Origin of the sequence: Streptomyces sp. H27-H5, assembly GCF_026627505.1 — a bacterium.
Classification (GTDB): domain Bacteria; phylum Actinomycetota; class Actinomycetes; order Streptomycetales; family Streptomycetaceae; genus Streptomyces.
Genome location: NZ_JAPNLK010000096.1, coordinates 14,015 through 29,271, shown reverse-complemented (window position 1 = coordinate 29,271; position 15,257 = coordinate 14,015). Strand labels below are relative to the sequence as shown.

At 69.3% G+C, this 15,257-nt stretch carries 17 protein-coding genes; 11 read left to right on the top strand and 6 right to left on the bottom strand.

Features of this window, described 5'->3' with window-relative positions; translation table 11 throughout:
* Positions 1–263 precede the first annotated feature (263 nt).
* The 6 genes from OTB19_RS34025 to OTB19_RS34000 all read right to left on the bottom strand — a co-directional run bounded on the left by OTB19_RS34025 (position 264) and on the right by OTB19_RS34000 (position 6,594).
* Positions 264–728 (bottom strand): hypothetical protein, encoded by a 465-nt coding sequence (locus tag OTB19_RS34025; protein ID WP_267802590.1) that lies wholly within the window; start codon positions 726–728, stop codon positions 264–266.
* A gap of 828 nt (positions 729–1,556) precedes the next feature.
* Positions 1,557–1,787, bottom strand: coding sequence for a hypothetical protein (locus OTB19_RS34020; protein WP_267802589.1), 231 nt, complete (start codon positions 1,785–1,787; stop codon positions 1,557–1,559).
* A complete protein-coding gene (locus OTB19_RS34015; RefSeq protein WP_267802588.1) occupies positions 1,784–2,338 on the bottom strand; it encodes a hypothetical protein in 555 nt (184 codons plus the stop codon). Before OTB19_RS34015 ends, OTB19_RS34020 begins: the two co-directional genes overlap by 4 nt.
* A gap of 933 nt (positions 2,339–3,271) precedes the next feature.
* Positions 3,272–5,011, bottom strand: a complete 1,740-nt coding sequence (locus OTB19_RS34010; protein ID WP_267802587.1) for a hypothetical protein — start codon at positions 5,009–5,011, stop codon at positions 3,272–3,274.
* 375 nt (positions 5,012–5,386) lie between these two features.
* Positions 5,387–5,626, bottom strand: coding sequence for a helix-turn-helix domain-containing protein (locus OTB19_RS34005; protein ID WP_267802592.1), 240 nt, complete (start codon positions 5,624–5,626; stop codon positions 5,387–5,389).
* Between the two features lie 125 nt (positions 5,627–5,751).
* Complete coding sequence (locus tag OTB19_RS34000) at positions 5,752–6,594, bottom strand: GntR family transcriptional regulator (protein ID WP_267802586.1); 843 nt, start codon at positions 6,592–6,594, stop codon at positions 5,752–5,754.
* A 68-nt stretch (positions 6,595–6,662) separates the two neighbouring features.
* Here OTB19_RS34000 and OTB19_RS43770 point away from each other — a divergent pair, with 68 nt between their 5' ends.
* The 11 genes from OTB19_RS43770 to OTB19_RS33950 all read left to right on the top strand — a co-directional run bounded on the left by OTB19_RS43770 (position 6,663) and on the right by OTB19_RS33950 (position 15,009).
* Positions 6,663–7,379 (top strand): WhiB family transcriptional regulator, encoded by a 717-nt coding sequence (locus OTB19_RS43770; protein WP_420716969.1) that lies wholly within the window; start codon positions 6,663–6,665, stop codon positions 7,377–7,379.
* The gene (locus OTB19_RS33995) at positions 7,376–8,014 is read left to right on the top strand and encodes a hypothetical protein (RefSeq protein WP_267802585.1); all 639 of its coding nucleotides are present in this window, start codon (positions 7,376–7,378) and stop codon (positions 8,012–8,014) included. Before OTB19_RS43770 ends, OTB19_RS33995 begins: the two co-directional genes overlap by 4 nt.
* A gap of 21 nt (positions 8,015–8,035) precedes the next feature.
* On the top strand, positions 8,036–8,437 hold the full coding sequence (locus OTB19_RS33990) for a hypothetical protein (protein WP_267802584.1): 402 nt from the start codon (positions 8,036–8,038) through the stop codon (positions 8,435–8,437).
* Positions 8,437–9,408, top strand: coding sequence for a hypothetical protein (locus OTB19_RS33985; RefSeq protein WP_267802583.1), 972 nt, complete (start codon positions 8,437–8,439; stop codon positions 9,406–9,408). The genes OTB19_RS33990 and OTB19_RS33985 overlap by 1 nt, the downstream gene beginning before the upstream one ends.
* A gap of 190 nt (positions 9,409–9,598) precedes the next feature.
* A complete protein-coding gene (locus OTB19_RS33980) occupies positions 9,599–9,769 on the top strand; it encodes a hypothetical protein (RefSeq protein ID WP_267802582.1) in 171 nt (56 codons plus the stop codon).
* Positions 9,769–9,903, top strand: a complete 135-nt coding sequence (locus OTB19_RS33975; protein WP_267802581.1) for a hypothetical protein — start codon at positions 9,769–9,771, stop codon at positions 9,901–9,903. Before OTB19_RS33980 ends, OTB19_RS33975 begins: the two co-directional genes overlap by 1 nt.
* A 320-nt stretch (positions 9,904–10,223) precedes the next feature.
* Positions 10,224–11,894 (top strand): DUF2637 domain-containing protein, encoded by a 1,671-nt coding sequence (locus OTB19_RS33970; protein ID WP_267802580.1) that lies wholly within the window; start codon positions 10,224–10,226, stop codon positions 11,892–11,894.
* A gap of 34 nt (positions 11,895–11,928) precedes the next feature.
* Positions 11,929–12,117: a hypothetical protein gene (locus tag OTB19_RS33965; protein ID WP_267802579.1), complete on the top strand. Its 189-nt coding sequence runs from the start codon at positions 11,929–11,931 to the stop codon at positions 12,115–12,117.
* Complete coding sequence (locus tag OTB19_RS33960) at positions 12,117–12,350, top strand: hypothetical protein (RefSeq protein ID WP_267802578.1); 234 nt, start codon at positions 12,117–12,119, stop codon at positions 12,348–12,350. Before OTB19_RS33965 ends, OTB19_RS33960 begins: the two co-directional genes overlap by 1 nt.
* 371 nt (positions 12,351–12,721) lie before the next feature.
* The gene (locus OTB19_RS33955; protein WP_267802577.1) at positions 12,722–14,008 is read left to right on the top strand and encodes a ParA family protein; all 1,287 of its coding nucleotides are present in this window, start codon (positions 12,722–12,724) and stop codon (positions 14,006–14,008) included.
* Positions 14,005–15,009, top strand: coding sequence for a ParB/RepB/Spo0J family partition protein (locus tag OTB19_RS33950; protein WP_267802576.1), 1,005 nt, complete (start codon positions 14,005–14,007; stop codon positions 15,007–15,009). Before OTB19_RS33955 ends, OTB19_RS33950 begins: the two co-directional genes overlap by 4 nt.
* Positions 15,010–15,257: the final 248 nt, after the last annotated feature.

Below are 15,257 nucleotides of genomic sequence, written 5' to 3'. Positions count from 1 at the left end.
ACCAGAAAGAACCTCGGAGAACCCGCCACCGGGACGGCCACCCGGGATACCGGCCTGCCCGAATCCGGAAACCCACCACAAAAGCAATCACACCGCGTGATCAAAGATCACGCGGTGGATCGAGGTTCAGCGGCGTCCGCAGGACGGATTCCCACCCCACCGCATTGCCTGATCCGTTCGGCGTAGCCGGCCGGTATCTGGGGGGAGGGGCCCGGACGCGGCCGCGGCTCCTCCCCCGGGACAGCCATGTGGTGCCCACCTGTCTATGCGGTTCCGCCGGTATCGCGGCGCCGGCGCATGGCGTCGGCCAGGCGCTGGACGCGGTGCCCTCCGAGCTGGAGATCCCGCAGCTCGTCAGGGCCGATGGCGGGCAGCGGTCGCGCGATGTCGGCGGGCATGGGGACGTCGGCCATCAGGTCCTCGTCGTCGTACGCGGCCGGGTGCCGGTCCACGATGACGGTGGTCTCGTACCGCTCCGGTTGCCATTCGCCGTGCAGGTGCCAGCCGGCCGCCGACAGGGCGCGTACCGCAGCCTCCTGGGCCGCCGTCCGGTCGCCGTCGGCGGGTACGTCCAGCGGTTGCGTGAACAGGGGGTCGAGCATCACGTCGACCACCCAGAATCCCTCGGCGCTGTCGTCTTCGCCTTCACGCTCGTCGGTGAGGACCGATACCTCCATGTAGGGCCCTTCGACCCATGTCAGGTGGGCGCGGTGCTGCGTCGTGGACATGTGCGGATACCTCCGGGCGGGTGTCGGGCTCATGAGGGGCGGTGGCCGTGGGCAGGCCGGCGTGGCGTCAATCTCGGCGAGTCGGGCGAGGACGAGTGCGCTCGGCGGTGCGTGTCTGCGCCTTGACGAGGGTCAGCGTGCCGTCGGCGACGAGATCCGTCACGGCGGAGCGGGGGATGTCCCGGATCTCAAGAAGGGGCGCCGTTCAATGCTATGTCCGTTGCGATCCTCAGGTGCCACGAAGGCTGATGCCTGTCGGCCTTTGGCGTGGAGGATCCGCCGCTGCAAAGTGCCGGTTCGATCATGGAGCAGGAGAGAGGTGGGGCGAGCTAGCCATGGACGGAATCACTCGAAGTCGACCACAGCAGGGGCGGATATGGGGTGATGCGTTCCTCTGCTGCGAATCACCCCCGCGTGGCAGTCGGCCGTGGCATAGTGGTCGTTGCCCCGCTTCGGCGGGGTTGCTCCCCGCACTTAGCGGGGATGAGCCGTTCTACGGAAAGCGATTTCCGTGCTCCCTGCATCTGCGGGGATGAACCATCGGATGTGTGGGTACTACATCTCACATTCGTTTCCCCGCACTAGCGGGGATGCCCCGTCGGACGGGTTGGCACTGCGAAACACGCCCTACGCCCCGCACCCGCGGGGATGAACCACGTTACGAGCAAAGGCTGTCGTAACTCCCCGCACCAGCGGGGATGACCCATGTGCGTGCTCTGCGCGTCGCTGCTCCCCTACTCCAAGGGGATGACCCTCGTGCGTGCTCTGCGCGCCGCTGCTCCCCGCACTCGCGGGGATTGAACAGGGCCCCTCTTCGAGGGGCCTTCTTCATGTCTGGTCCGTCCGGGATCCCTGCCCCGGTCTGCCGGCGGCCGCGGCGCGGACCTCGTCCGCGTCATACAGCGACAACAGCCGGCCCGCCTCGCTCTCGCCCGTCCGCACGCGCTTGACCCCGAGCCTGGACAAGGTGCGTCGAGCGCTGCCCGCAGCGGACGAACCCGCGTAGCCGAGGTGCTCGGCCACGCGGGCGATGGTCCAGAGTTCCTTGTCGTCGCTCACGCGTTAAGGATCTCATCGACCGTGGCCTGAAGCAGCGGCAGGTGCTCCGCGACGTCGTCGGGGGTCGCCTCGTCTCCGAGGTCGTCGCGCAATTCGTGCTGGTGCGTGATGACCAGGCGGTCATTGATGCGGAATTGCGAGCCGACCGCGATGCGGTCGCCGTACTCGTCGCGCTCGACGTACATCACAGGGTCGTCGGCACCGCAGCTGAGGAGTTCCGCGATGTCGGCGGCAGTGACCTGCGGGCCGGCGATGCGCGGGTGGGTGGCCGCGATGGCGTCGCGGATGGCCTGCTCCGCCTCGTCGGTGATGGTGAGCCAGTAGTACTTGTCCCGGTCGAGGGGGTTGCTGATCTCCAGCAGGGGGCTGATCGGTTCGCGGCTGATGATGACCGCGTCCTCGCCGTCGAGTTGGATGAGTTCTTCGAGGTGGGCGTGGATCGCGGCGTGAGCCTCGGCGCGGTTGGGGATGTGCTGCTCCTGGATCTGGTCGAGCAGGGGGTAGGTGTTGATGGCACGGCCGTAATTGATGCTGGTGATCATGACGGGCATGCGGGGCTCCTGTGATCGGGTCGGTGTTTTCCTACCTGACAACCATCACTTTGCCTCACGTGAGGCAAAGTGGTCAAGTGTGTGCTGCTGAGTCGATGGCCTCAGGGGATGGTGAAGTCCTCGCGGCGAAGGTCAGCGGTATGTGGCCTTTGCCACTCGGCACTCGGGGCACCGGCATCGGTGCACTCGGTAGCTGTACGCAGTCCCATGGCTGATGCCCGAATCGCGCCCGGCCGTGAGCGCTCCATCGAGGTCCCGGGCGAACGCGGGATGTGATCGGGCGTACCCCCAAATCAGCGGCGCCGACGTGCCGGCCTTCCGGGCCGCCCACTCCACCGACTTCCCCCGCACGATCCATCGCAGGACCTGGGCTCGGACCGTGGCGGGCATCCGGGCCTCGGCCGCTGCTCGACGCGGAGCGAGAGTCTGACGATTGTGGTGCTCGATGCAGTCGCATCCGTCACCAGCACGGCACCCCTTCGACCACGTGGTCGTCGGGGTGCGAACCCCGTGGTCCTGGACGGGGCGCGGCGCCTCGACGGCGCGGATGAGGTCCCGTCCCGTCCACACGCGCCGCTCCGATGTGAAGGGACTATGAGAGTCGGCCGGCTCGCGGGATCCCTCCCCCAGGTGTCCGCCGGACGCCCACCGATTCACTGTCCCCGGGGCGCGGTTAGTCAGGTCCGCCAGGTCCCGGATTGTGTATCGCTCAGCAGGGTCGATGACATCGACGTGGCCCGCCAAAGGGTGACGCCGCATGATCGCTCTCCTCCCACCTCTCTGGGGCACTCCCCCGAGGCCAGGCCCCGGGGCTCGGTCCACAACGCTACTCAAGATCACGACATCGACTGACGGCTTTCCCACAGGAGGCCGGCCTTCAGTCGCCGGCTGATGCGAACTGCCGCTCTTCCGATGTCGGCTTTCGCGGCCCGGCTACCGGCCATGGGTCGCCAGTCGGGCCCGACCTTGCTCTTCCCGCATGGCCCGGAACTCGGCACTGGGGCCGGTGGCGAGCTGTTCCCAGTCTCCGTAATCCTCGGCCTGGTCCTCCGCCGGCTCCTCGACCTCGGGCGCTTCATCCTCCTCGACAGGTTGTTCATCGTGTGCCGGGTGGAGCGGGGAGGGTACGAGAGGCCTGCCGGTTGCAGCGGCGTTCAGCGCCTCGAACGCGGCCCGGAGGTCCTCACGGACGCGGGCGGTCTCGGCGGCGATGTCGGCGGCCTGCTGCCGACCGGCGTGCTCGGCCAGGGCGGCCGTGTGGTCCCGTGCGACGTCGGCGGCCAAGCGCTCGGCCGCATGCTGTCGCTGTCGTGCCCAGTCCGCTTCCAGCTCGTCGACGATCTGCGCTTCCTTCGCCGCGGTGATCCGCTCGGCGGTCCGGTAGTCGCAGGTCCGGCACTCCTCGCGGGTATCGAGGAGAACGCCGAGTTCGCAGTTCGGGAGTTCGCAATCCTGCGCGTCCAGCAGGGCCTGAAGGTAGCCGGCCGGCCTCAAGATCCGATCACACGTCTCCCGAGAGGCGGTGCAGCCCGATGGAGTGCACCGCGGGCACCCTACGAAGGCGCTGCTGGAGCGGGCGGGGCCTTGAGCGCGGTGCCAGCCGGCGCTGATCCGGGTCACCGCGTGCTCGACTGACCGTGGGTAGAGGAAGGAGGCCCGCTCTCGCACCTCCGCGCCCCGGTGCCCGAGGAACTCCCGTACGGACCGGCGCAGCGATGGAATCCTGGCGGCGGGCGCGGACAGGACCCCCAGGGCGTCGAGGGCCGCGTACACCTCGTCCTCTCCTGGCACGGGCACCCGCTCGCTGACGACGACTGCCCTCTTCGACGCGGACCTCTTCTTGGGGACGGCGGCGGAGCCGCCCCGAGCGGTCGAGGTTTCGGCCGCCGCGGCTTCGCGTGCATCCGCGGGCGCCAAACCACCCGCGCTTTGGCCTACGGCCGTCACCCCTGTTTGTGCTGTGGAAGAAGGGTCTGGAGAAACACCTTTAGATAGGGCGTCACCCATGACGCCACCGTACGCGTCACCCATGACGCCACCGGTAGCGTCACCGGTGACGCTACCCCCCTGCCTCGAACCCTCCTCCGGGGTGGCGTCACCCATGACGCCACCCCCCTTCGGAACCTTCGGCTTCTTCCGGCGGGCGTTCTCCTTGCGCCGCTGCTCGGCACGCTGCGCCTGCTGCTCGCGCACCTGCGCGTCGTAGGCCGCGCGCCACCCGCGCAGGTCCCAGTCGGGGGCGTGCTCGCTCATCCACGCGTCGATATCGAAGCCGGGGATCGTGTGCCCGTATCTGGCGACCAACTGGGGTGGGGTCCCCGCCGGGGCCGGGATGCCGTGGATCAGCCATGCGTCGAAGATCTCGTAGACGTTGGCGTCGTTCTCCTCTTCCTTGCCCTCCACCTTCCGGCGGTGGATCCGTACCAGCCCGATTTCCTGTTCCAGGTAGGCGGCGGCGCGGTCGACGGTCTGCTTCGAGCAGTCCAGACAGCCGGCAAGGGCGGCGCGGTAGGGATAGCCCTGCGACGTGTCGCGGGAGCTCACGTCCGCGTACGACACCAGCAGGGAGTAGAGGGACTTCGCGACGCTCTTGTTCAGGCCGGGGTCGGGGTCCCGGGTGACGCAGACGGCGAACATTCCGAACCGCAGGCCGCCGGCACCCGGCCGGCTCACTGCGGGGCGATGCGCGTTCGACGGACGGCGGCTCATCGGACACCCCCGGCGAGGATCACGGAGGTGGCGATCGGCGTCGTCTGAGTCTCAGATGCGGGTGGTGCCGGGTAGGTGTGCAGGTCAAGCACGGAAGAGATCTCCCCTGGGACGGGGAGTCGCGGACGACGATGTGACCAGACAGGGCCCATGGATGGTGGCCTCAGTGTGAGGACACCTCTATCCTGGGTATCGGTGACCACGCGGGCCCTCGGGCTCACGGGTTTCACCCCCGGCGAGGTCACCTCACCGGACACGACTCGGATTGCTGTCAGCTGAGCGAGTCGGTTGCTGTATCGAGGCCGTTCCTGTTGGCGCAGGGACGGCCTCACAGCGTTTCTAGGGTTCTCCGGACGCGGGTGTCACGGCGTCGGGGTGCTGCTGGGCCAGGGCGCGCAGGAGCCGACCGTAGGCCCGGCGCCGGTCGCCCTTGGGTTCCGCGTAGCCGGCTTCCCATCGGGCGACCTGGACGCGGCCGACACCTACCGCGGTTGCCACCTGTGCCTGCGTGAGTCCGGCGGCCCGTCGTAGATGTCCACGGACGTCCGTCGCGGGCAGCCATGTGGCCTGCGATAGCACTACGTCCAGCGGATCGTGAGCGGTCGTCACTTCGCACCCCCAACCTTGACTAAAGGAAAAGATACATTCCAGCTACGCGTTCCACGGCACTCGGGCGTCTTGCCCGCGTGTCGCGCTCTCGGCCGCTATGCCTCCGGGGCGTCGGGGGCCTGGTAGTAGTCGCCCGTGGCCGGCTCGACGGGCCACTGCGCGGAGGTGCCCCGAGGGAGGGGGTAGCCAACCGCGTACAAAGCCGCGGACATTCGGATGTCCTGGATCTCCACGACGCGCTCCCCCTTCTGCCCCCGAGCAGGGAAGTACGAGACGCGCAGGGCTCTCAGCAGGGGAACGCCGGTGCGCGGCATGCGAAGGTCGTCCGCCTCTTCGGGTGACGGATTTCGTGCAGAGATCTCCTCGCGCCACTTGAGCGGTTTGCCCTCCCACTCCTCGACACGGTCATATGTGCCGCCGAGTCCGGTGTGGCCCGCGAGTTCCGGGAGCTCCTGCATGACCCACGGGGCGATCCAGCTGTCGGCCAACTGCCGGTCCGTCTCCACGTCGGGGTCGCCGATGATGCGGCGACGGGTGGTGAGTTCCGTTCCGGCCTCGACGCCGAGCAGGTCGGCGATGTCGGTGGGCACCGGAGCGGTGACCACCTTCGTGAGCTCTCCCCCGGCGTGAGGCAGGGGGCGCCAGTGCTGCGTCTCGGGGCCGCTGTAGTAGCCGAGGTTGTCCCGCTCGATCTGACGGCTTCGTACCGTCAGCCGGACCCGGTCGGGGTGTTCGCGGACATAGGTGCCGGCCCGCCCGCGGGACTCGATGAGCCCCTCGCGCGAAAGCATCCCGTAGGCCTTGCGCACCGTGATGTCGCTGACGCCGTACTCCTCGACCATGTCGCGCATCAACGGCAGTGCCGAGCCTGGTGGGTACTGCCCGGACATGATCCGTTCGCGCAGGTCACGGGCGATCTCCTCGTACCTAGCCGCCATCGTCCGACCCTTCCATCGACCACCCCAACGCCATTTAGCGTATACGTAAAGCTTGCATCCTGGCACCTATGGCGTATACGTTATCTCATGTCAGCCAGAACGGCCCCCGGTTGGCCCCGGGGACCGCTACCTGCCGTACGCATTGGCCTGCGCACGGCATTGATGCCCGGCGGCGAACCGCCGGACTGGCTGTCGGACCTGCTCACTTGGATGAAGGGACCGACCACGTGATGGTTGCAGAGTCGGGGCGCTGGTGGCGCCCCCGGCGGGGCACTGCCCCCGCCCCGGTGCAGACCAGGACGGCATTACCGACAGGGCTCACCACCGAAAAGAGCGAGATTCCGCAGGTGATGCCGCAACAGCCGGTGCCGGATGCGGGAGAGCTGCGCATCCGAGCGTGGCTGGTGGAGCGGGTCGTCACAGGTGGCACGAATGTCCCGGCTGACGGCGACTGGCTGGACCGGTTGTGGGAGTACCCCGACCTGGCCCCCGCCCCGACCGTGCGCCGGGAGCAGACAGGCGGGCCGGCCTGCGCGAGCGTGAACCCCCAACTGTTTCTTCCCCAGGCGACCCCTCTTTCGTCGCCGCCCTCGGACGCCGAACGCGAGGCCTTGGCGATGCGCGCCGGGTGCCCGGTGCAGTCCTGGTGCCTGGCTCGGGATTTGGAGCACTGCTCTACTCCATCGCGGGTGCGTGGGGTGCGGGGCGGGATGCGGCAGTCGGAGCGCCGGGCTTTGCACATCCGGCTGTTCGGCCGGCGATCGCGGAACGGGGCGCAGTCGTGAGCGCCTCGTCCTGGGCACGGGCCACGGCCCGCCGGAAGATGATCAACCGGGACGCGGACGCGGACGTGTTCGAGGCCGATGCCGTTCCGGCGGGCGAGACCGAGAGCGCTGCGGAGGAGTCTGCGTACTTGACTCGCGCGGACATGGCCGCGTTCGCGGACAGGCTCGGCATGGTCATGGCCGAGACTCCCGAGGAGCGCCGCCACCGCCTTCACCTTGAACGTGAGCGGCACTTCGAGGAGCAGGGGGAGACGCGGGTACAGCGGCGGATCCGCCACCGCCAGGAGCAGCGCGAACAGCGCCACCGTGACACCGCCCTGCACCGGATCCACCACTCCGAGCGTGCCCGCCGCTTCAGGAAGTGGGTGGTGCTCACGGCGGCCTCGGCCTCTCTCGGGTTCGCGTTCCACCTCGTGGAGGCACTGTCCGTGCCGCCTCGGCCGGTCGCCTACGCCGCTCTGGTCGGCTCGTGGGTCGTGGACTGGCGTATCCGTGGCCGGGGGGCGGTGCGCCTGTCCGAGGTGCGCGGCGTGGGGCTGGTGATCGCCGTGATCGTCCGTATCCCGTTCGCGTCCGCGCTGGCCGTCGTGTCCGGTCTCGGTCCGCTGTTCGGCCTCTCCCCGTTCCACCACTGAGGAGTCATCACCATGTTCGGAGTGTTCGGCACGGGCGGCGCGCTGCTCGTGATCATGGTCGCCCTGTTCCTGTACAAGCGGGGCGGGGGCAAGTTCCAGCCGGTCAAGGATCACCACGTCGTCTACTGGGGTGCCGCGATCGGGATTCTGGCGGCCGGGGCCGGTGAAGCCTTCCGGCAGGTCGGCACGGTGTCCGAGACCTTCCAGAGCGCCATGCAGTCGCAATCCGCCACGGTGGGCACGGTCGGGCCGGCCGCCACCGCCGCGATCCTGGTCCTGATCGCGTTCGGCTCGAAGCCCGCGTTCTTCAAGGATTTGATCTGCGGGGTCGCGGCGCCCGGTGCTCTCTCCGCGGCCGGTGCGGCGTGGGCGCTGCCCGTCACCATCACCGGTGCGCTCCTCCGCTCCGTGGTGGGGGCGTGATGCGCTACCTCGAAGGGATCAGCCTGGACGCGTTCGGCCGTGGCAACCGGCGCATGCTGGCCCCGGTGTTGGCATGGGCGAAGGAGCCGGTGCCCGTGCCGGTGGCCGCTGCCGAAGGGCCCAAGGCGGCCGAGGGGGAGAAGCCGGCCAAGGGCTCCCCCGCCAGGAAGCCGGAGAAGACGCCGGAGCCGAAGACGCGCCGGAGGATCGGTGCGCGTCACCTCGGCTACGCCGCCGGAGGCGCGTTCCTCCTCTGGCCGGTGGTCGGGGGATGGGTGCCGACCGTGCTCACCACGGCCCCGGCCGTGTGGGTCGTGGCCGCCCTGATCGCCGGTCAGCAGGACGACCACGACGCCGGCGCCGAGGGCGACGACGACCAGGAGCAGCCGCAGGCCGGCGAGGCCGGCGAGGCCGACCGCGGTACGGCCCTGCTGCTACACGTGGTGGGCGCGCTGGCCGAAGCCGAGGCCGCCCGGCGGGCCGGGGTGCACCTGGACGTGGTGCTGGACTCCGCGGCCGCCGCCGGCCTGCTCCCGCAGGGCACGGAGCTGAGCGTGCTCCGTACCTGGGTGGAGGGCTGCGGCCTGCCGGTGGAGCCCAAGCTCGGCATGCGGATCGAGGGCAAGCCGGTGACCCGGGTGGGGCTGCGCGTGGACGCGGCCACCACCGCCCTCGGGATGGCCCCCGCGGCCCTGCTCGCGGCCCGCTCCCAGGCCCCCGTCCAGACCCGGGGGGAGACCCCCGCTGCGGCCCCCACCCGGGTGCCCGCTCAGGCGGTCGGGGAGGGGCCCGCCGAAGCTGTCGCCCACACCCCCGCCGAGGCCCCCGTTCCGGCCCCCGCCGGCACCCCCGCACCGGCCGTCCTGCGGCTCATCCCGGGGGGTCCGCCGGACCCCGATTCGGCCCTCTCCCCTGCCCTCTCCCAGGGGCAGGCCCAGGAGGCCCGTCAGACCGGCCTATCGGCCGTCTGACCTGCGGTTCTATCGGAGGTCTAACGGGCCCTGACAGGGCCCCTGACGCCCTCTCTGACACCCACAGACGCCGGATCCGAAAGGGGTCCGGACATGCCGGAGCGCCCCTCCTCAACTTCCCGGAAGACAAGGGGCGCCCGGTTCCATCCCTCACGAGAGACGGACCCACATCATGGCATTTCGCAGGAGCATGTCCCAGAGCGATCTGGCCCAAGGGCAGAGCGACGCCGACCGCGAGCAGCACGGCCGCTCGTACTCCGCCGGCACCGGCGGTTGGACCGAGCCGGCCACGGAGCGGCCCACGGCCGGCACCGGCACCACCGACCAGGACGCCACGGGCGCCCGGAAGTGGTGGAAGTGATGGCCCGCCACACGGCTCCGGTCTGCCACGGCCGGCCGATGAAGCTCGACCCCAAGTCGCGCCAGTACGTGTGCCCGCGCTGCGGGGGCTGGACCACCCGTCTGCTGGCCATCCCCGCCGGGGGTGCGCGATGAGGCGCCTGTGGCACGTGATCGCCCACCTCTGGCAGTGCGCCCGGTGCGGCGCGTGGGTGGACACCGAGACCCTCAACGGCCAGTGCGGCGGCTGCTGATGACCGCCCCGCTGCCGGTACGGCCCACCCCGCACGAGAGGGACGGGCGTACCGAACCGGACCCCACTCCGGACCGCCCCCACCCGACACCGTCCAACTGACTCCGCCCTGCCTCCGACGCGGAAGGCGCACCCGACCCCCGGGCATCGCCACCGCGACACCGGCCGCAGGAACCGGGCGGGGCTCCGGCCCCGCCCGGCCCCGAACCATCGAGGGAGAGAGATGTCCACCAGCCTGATGCCGACCGGCCGGCCGGCTCCGCCACGGCAGGGCCCCGTCCCGGCCTACGCCGACCCCACTCCGCCCGCCACGGTCGGCGCTCCGCCGGCCGCCCCGACGGCTCCGCCCGCCTCCGAGGCCGCTCCGGTCGACCCGCGACAGTGGCCCGCGACCGCAATGCGCGCCCTGATCATCGCGGCTGTTCTGTGTGCCGCGGTCATCGCCGGGATCGGGTTCGTCGGGTCCTACACCGCCCTGCAAAACCTGGCGAAGAACAGAGGGTTCGGTAGCTTCGCGACAGTCTTTCCCGTCGGCGTGGACGCCGGAATCGTCGCGATGTACGCCCTCGACCTGATCCTCGTGTGGCGCCGGATGCCCAAACCGCTCCTGCGGTTGATCGCCCACGGACTGACGCTCGCGACAGTCGTCTTCAACGCGTACTCGGGCGCACGGTCCCCGCTTGAGGACCCCCTCACCGCGGCCATGCACGCCGTCATGCCCATGCTGTTCCTCGCGGTCGTCGAAGCCGTGCGACACCTGATCATTCGAACGAACCGGCTGTCGATGTCCGCCGACTCGGATCGGGTACCGCTGCACCGCTGGGCCCTCGCCCCCTGGCCGACCTGGCGCCTGTACCGCCGGATGCGGCTGTGGGAAATCAACTCGTACACGCAGATGGTGGCCATGGACCGGGACCGCATCGTCTACCGGGCCTACCTCAAGCACAAGCACGGCCGGGGCTGGCGACAGAAGGCCGGCGCGAACGCCCTGCTCCCGTTCACGATGGGCGCCTACGGGCTCACCGTCGCCCAAGCGCTGGCCCTGCCCCAGGAACAGAAGGAGTCCGAGGCCAAGCGAGCGGCCGCCGAACAGGAGCGGATCGCGGCCGCCGAGGCCCGAGAGGAACAGCGCATCCTGGACGCCGAGGAGCGAGCCGCGGCCGCCGACGTCCGGCGCCTGGAGATCGCCGCCACAGTGACCACCGCGAAGCACCGCATCGCCGCGGAGACCATCGTGGCTGAGGCGGAAGCCCGCGCGGCCGAGGTGTCCGCGACCTCGGAAGCCGAGACGGCGGCCCACACCGCGCGGCTGTCGGCGGAAGCCGCCCGCAGGCAGGCGGAGCGAGACGCACAGACGGCGGAGCTCACCGCCGAGCGAGCGGAGCAAGCCGTACGAAGCGCCGCCGAAGCCGAAGCCGAAGCCCGCAAGGAAGAGGCCAACCGGATCGCGGCGGAGCACCGCAAGGCCACCGCTGCCGCCAAGGCGGAAGCCGCGGAGACCGAGCGGAGCGCGACGGAAGACCGGCGGAAGGCGGCAGAGGCCGACCGCATCGCGCAGGAGCACCGGGCTGCCGAAGCGGAAGCCGAAGAAAAGACGGCGGAGTTGCAACGACGCACGGCGGAGCACCGCGAGGCCACCGAGCGAGCGGAGGTGGCCGCCCTGGAAGCCGAAGACCTGGCCCGCGTGCCCCTTCGCGAGCGGGCGGAGCGGAAGGTCGCTCGCATGATCCTGGCCGCGTGGAGCGCGCTGCCGGCCGAACAGCGGCCGGAGCGGCCCGACATGTACGCGGTGTCCCTGGAAGAGGTCGGCGAAGCTCTCAGCGTGAAGCAGAGCGTCGCCGGGGTGCGCCGCCAGGCGGCCGCCGACCTGATCGCCGCTGGCTACACCGGCTGAATCCGACAACGAACCCGACCAAGAGGAGACCCACATGGCCCCCCTCACGGATGTAACCGCCACCGCACTCGCGCTGATCGTGAACCCGCACGACGACGGATCGGCAACTCTGGTCCTCTTCACGGAAGAGGCGGCGGGTCCTGCGGGCCGGTACACCTTCCACCTCGACGAGCACGTGGCCCGCAGTCTGCGGCTCGCCGCCGACTGGGTGGGCAAGGAGTGATGCCGGCCCACGGTAAGGCCGGCGCCTGCACCGCACCGGCCCCGTGGCTGGTGGAGGGATACAGCGGGACCGGCGAGGCAATGAGCCTGGACCGCACCGTGTACGCCTGCCAGGCGCACCTGGACACCGCCGAGACACAGTGGCTGCGAGGCCTTACCTCCAGTACCCGGACCGCGGTCGGACTCCAGTGGTGCGGACAGTGGACCGACTACGCACCTCCCGGCGAGGCATGACGACCGAGACCATAAGCGGGGCCCACGGCGCTCGAATCGCCGTGGGCCCCGACCCGTACGGTCTCTGTGGCACAAGGGATGTGTCACGGGCATTGCTGCGCAACCTCCGGACGTCGTCGAGTACGGGCCGCGGCTCTCGTGACTCACTCAGGGTGTGAGAGCCGCCAACCTCGATGAGGTCGGCCAAAGGTGCCTGCAAGACAGGCAATGATGATGTTTCGGGAAAATTGGACGCGCAGAATGGGGGACTACGCGGCCGATCGCTGAGTCCCTGGTGTGATGGCGTGACGGAAGGCGCCACGGGCCCTCAGGGGGGCGTACAACGGCGCGTCAGTTTTCTCTGGAAGCATCAAGGTAAGTAAGCTCTCACCATGTTGCCCACAGACGAGCAAGAGGACCGGCCGGACAGGCAGAAGGTTACCTTCAAGCTTTCGGTGCCCCTCAAGAGCGATCTCAAGATCCGCGCGGCAGAACTTCGTGTCGACATCCAAGACGCGGTGGCCGACGCGATGAGCGAGTGGCAGAGCGCCCCCCACTCCGCAGTTCCCACCCTCGACACCGCAGGAGCACCCCCCTTCGCGACCTGGCTCACGGACACGGTCACCGCCGAGTTCAAGCAGGAGTGCAGCCAACGAGGCATCCCCTACGTTCAAGGTCTCGCCCAAGCCATCACCCTCTGGCTCGGTTCGCACCCCTCGCCCCGTCACCAACCGCCGGAGCGGACCACCCGCCGCATCATCGTCTGCAACCAGAAGGGTGGCGTCGGCAAGACCGCAGTCTCCGCCGGCCTGGGGGGCGTGTTCGCTGAAGACGCGGAACTCGCTCGAATCGCAGGCGGAGCATTTCCCGGCAACGCGACCTTCGCCCGTGTCGGCGCACCCGACGCCGACAAGGAAGCCGACGGCTCCACGCCCGTCGAAGCGGACGAATCGTATGAGGCGCCACAACTGCGAGTACTCCTGGTGGACTACGACCCTCAAGGGCATCTCTCCAGGCAACTCGGCGTCAAGCAACTCCCCGCAAACGGCCCCAGCCTGGCGAAGTTCATGGCGAAGCAAGCCGACGGCGACATTCACGACCTCGTCGTCCCCGTGGACGAGGAGCGTTTCGGCGGCCGCCTGGACCTCCTGCCCTCCTGCCAGGACGCGTTCCTGCTGGACGTCATGATCTCCACTGCCCGCAACCGGCAAGCCACGCTGGAACGTGCCCTGGAACCCCTCGAAGCGCACTACGACGTCATCATCATCGACTGCCCTCCGAGCTTGGGCATGGCGATGGACGCGGCAATCTACTACGGCCGCGAACGAGACGGTGAGCGCGTGGGGGAGTCCGGCGTGCTCATCGTTGTGCAGGCAGAGGACTCCTCTGCCGATGCCTACGACATGCTCGTCGGCCAGATCGACGACGGCATGCTCGAATTCCAGATCACGACCACCTACCTCGGACTCGTCGTCAATCTCTACGACGCACGCGACGGATACGTCATCACCAGCTCCCTCAAAGAGTGGCGCGCGCTCGGAGATCCCCGCGTCGTGGGAGTCATCCCACGCCTCAAGGAACAGCGGGAAGCGGCCCGAGCCCGGCGGACACTGATCGCCTATGACCCCTCATGTGCCCAGTCCCGCGTCATGCGCCAGATCGTCCAGGAGATCTCGTGACAGCCGCTCGTAAGACGCCGGCCGACCGTACCGGGCCCAGTGCCGCCTTCGGGGCGGCAAGATCTCGGAGCACGCGCGGAGCGCTCATCGACTCCGTGGTGGGTGCCCACCCGGTCACGGTTCCCACCGATACCGTCGCCGAGAACCCGGACAACCCCCGACGGGAGTTCGATCCGGAGTACCTGCACGGCCTGGCCATGAACATGCGGGAGGTGGGCCAGATCCAGACTGCCACCGTCATGACCCGACTCGCATTCCTCGTCGCGCACCCCGAGCACCAAGACGCAGTGCCCGCCAACCGCGACTACGTCGTCATCGACGGCCACTGCCGCCTCCGAGCGGCGAGCGAAGCCGGCATCGAACTGCGCATCACCGTGGACGACTCATCCGCAGGGACTCGTGAAGACCTCCTAGCCGCCGCTCTCAGCGCAAACCACTTCCGCAAGGACCTGACGCCGATCGAGGAAGCGCAAGCCATCGAGGCCCTCGTGGCCTTCCACGGCAGCGCATCCGCCGTCGTGTCCGTCCTCGGCGGCGCGGTCAATGACTCCTGGATCTCGACGCGGCGGGCACTGCTGAAGCTGCCCGAGCCCATTCAGGATCGAGTCGCGGCGAAGGAAGTGCCCATTGCCATCGCGCGCAAGGCCGGCACCCTACCCGCAGGGGAGCAGAGCGCCTTTGTCGATGCCAAGATGGCGGAGCGGAAGGCAGCACAGGACCTGAAGCCCAAGCCAGTGCGCGGGCGGGCCGCCGCTGCCATCAAGAAGGAACAACCCCGATCTGCCCCCACGGGCACTGACGCACCGCCGCGTAACGAGACGGCACCTGCCTCGACCGCGACTCACCAAGTGGTTCCGGAACCCCGAAGCGAGTCACCGGAACGCGAGCCAGACACCCCGGTCGACTGGACAAACGCTGACGCGGTCACCGCTGCCATCCTCGACCGCTGCCCGCCAGGCACCGTTCAGCAGATCGCACAACAGCTACTCGACGCCCTGTGACGAGCACGGTTTTACCGCGTAAAAGTCTGGCCGGGGGACGAGCCTCCGTGGCTGGCGGAGAGCTCCCCCCGCGGTCGGTTTTTTACCGCGTAAAACTCCGGCTGCGGATCCTCGAATCCTGTGACCCGCAGCCGAAGACTTTTACGCGGTAAAAAAACCACCGTCCATCGAGCTGGATCCCGCGAGTCGGCGAGCCTTCGTGGCCATGCCACCCGCCCGGCCCAGCCCGCCCCATGAGTACCTCGCCG

Excerpts from the sequence above, each read along its gene's own strand:
- OTB19_RS34025 (WP_267802590.1), bottom strand. The coding sequence starts at position 728 with ATGTCCACGACGCAGCACCGCGCCCACCTGACATGGGTCGAAGGGCCC.
- OTB19_RS34015 (WP_267802588.1), bottom strand. The coding sequence starts at position 2,338 with ATGCCCGTCATGATCACCAGCATCAATTACGGCCGTGCCATCAACACC.
- OTB19_RS34000 (WP_267802586.1), bottom strand. The coding sequence starts at position 6,594 with ATGGCGGCTAGGTACGAGGAGATCGCCCGTGACCTGCGCGAACGGATC.
- OTB19_RS43770 (WP_420716969.1), top strand. The coding sequence starts at position 6,663 with ATGGCGTATACGTTATCTCATGTCAGCCAGAACGGCCCCCGGTTGGCC.
- OTB19_RS33985 (WP_267802583.1), top strand. The coding sequence starts at position 8,437 with ATGCGCTACCTCGAAGGGATCAGCCTGGACGCGTTCGGCCGTGGCAAC.
- OTB19_RS33980 (WP_267802582.1), top strand. The coding sequence starts at position 9,599 with ATGTCCCAGAGCGATCTGGCCCAAGGGCAGAGCGACGCCGACCGCGAG.
- OTB19_RS33975 (WP_267802581.1), top strand. The coding sequence starts at position 9,769 with ATGGCCCGCCACACGGCTCCGGTCTGCCACGGCCGGCCGATGAAGCTC.
- OTB19_RS33970 (WP_267802580.1), top strand. The coding sequence starts at position 10,224 with ATGTCCACCAGCCTGATGCCGACCGGCCGGCCGGCTCCGCCACGGCAG.
- OTB19_RS33965 (WP_267802579.1), top strand. The coding sequence starts at position 11,929 with ATGGCCCCCCTCACGGATGTAACCGCCACCGCACTCGCGCTGATCGTG.
- OTB19_RS33960 (WP_267802578.1), top strand. The coding sequence starts at position 12,117 with ATGCCGGCCCACGGTAAGGCCGGCGCCTGCACCGCACCGGCCCCGTGG.
- OTB19_RS33955 (WP_267802577.1), top strand. The coding sequence starts at position 12,722 with ATGTTGCCCACAGACGAGCAAGAGGACCGGCCGGACAGGCAGAAGGTT.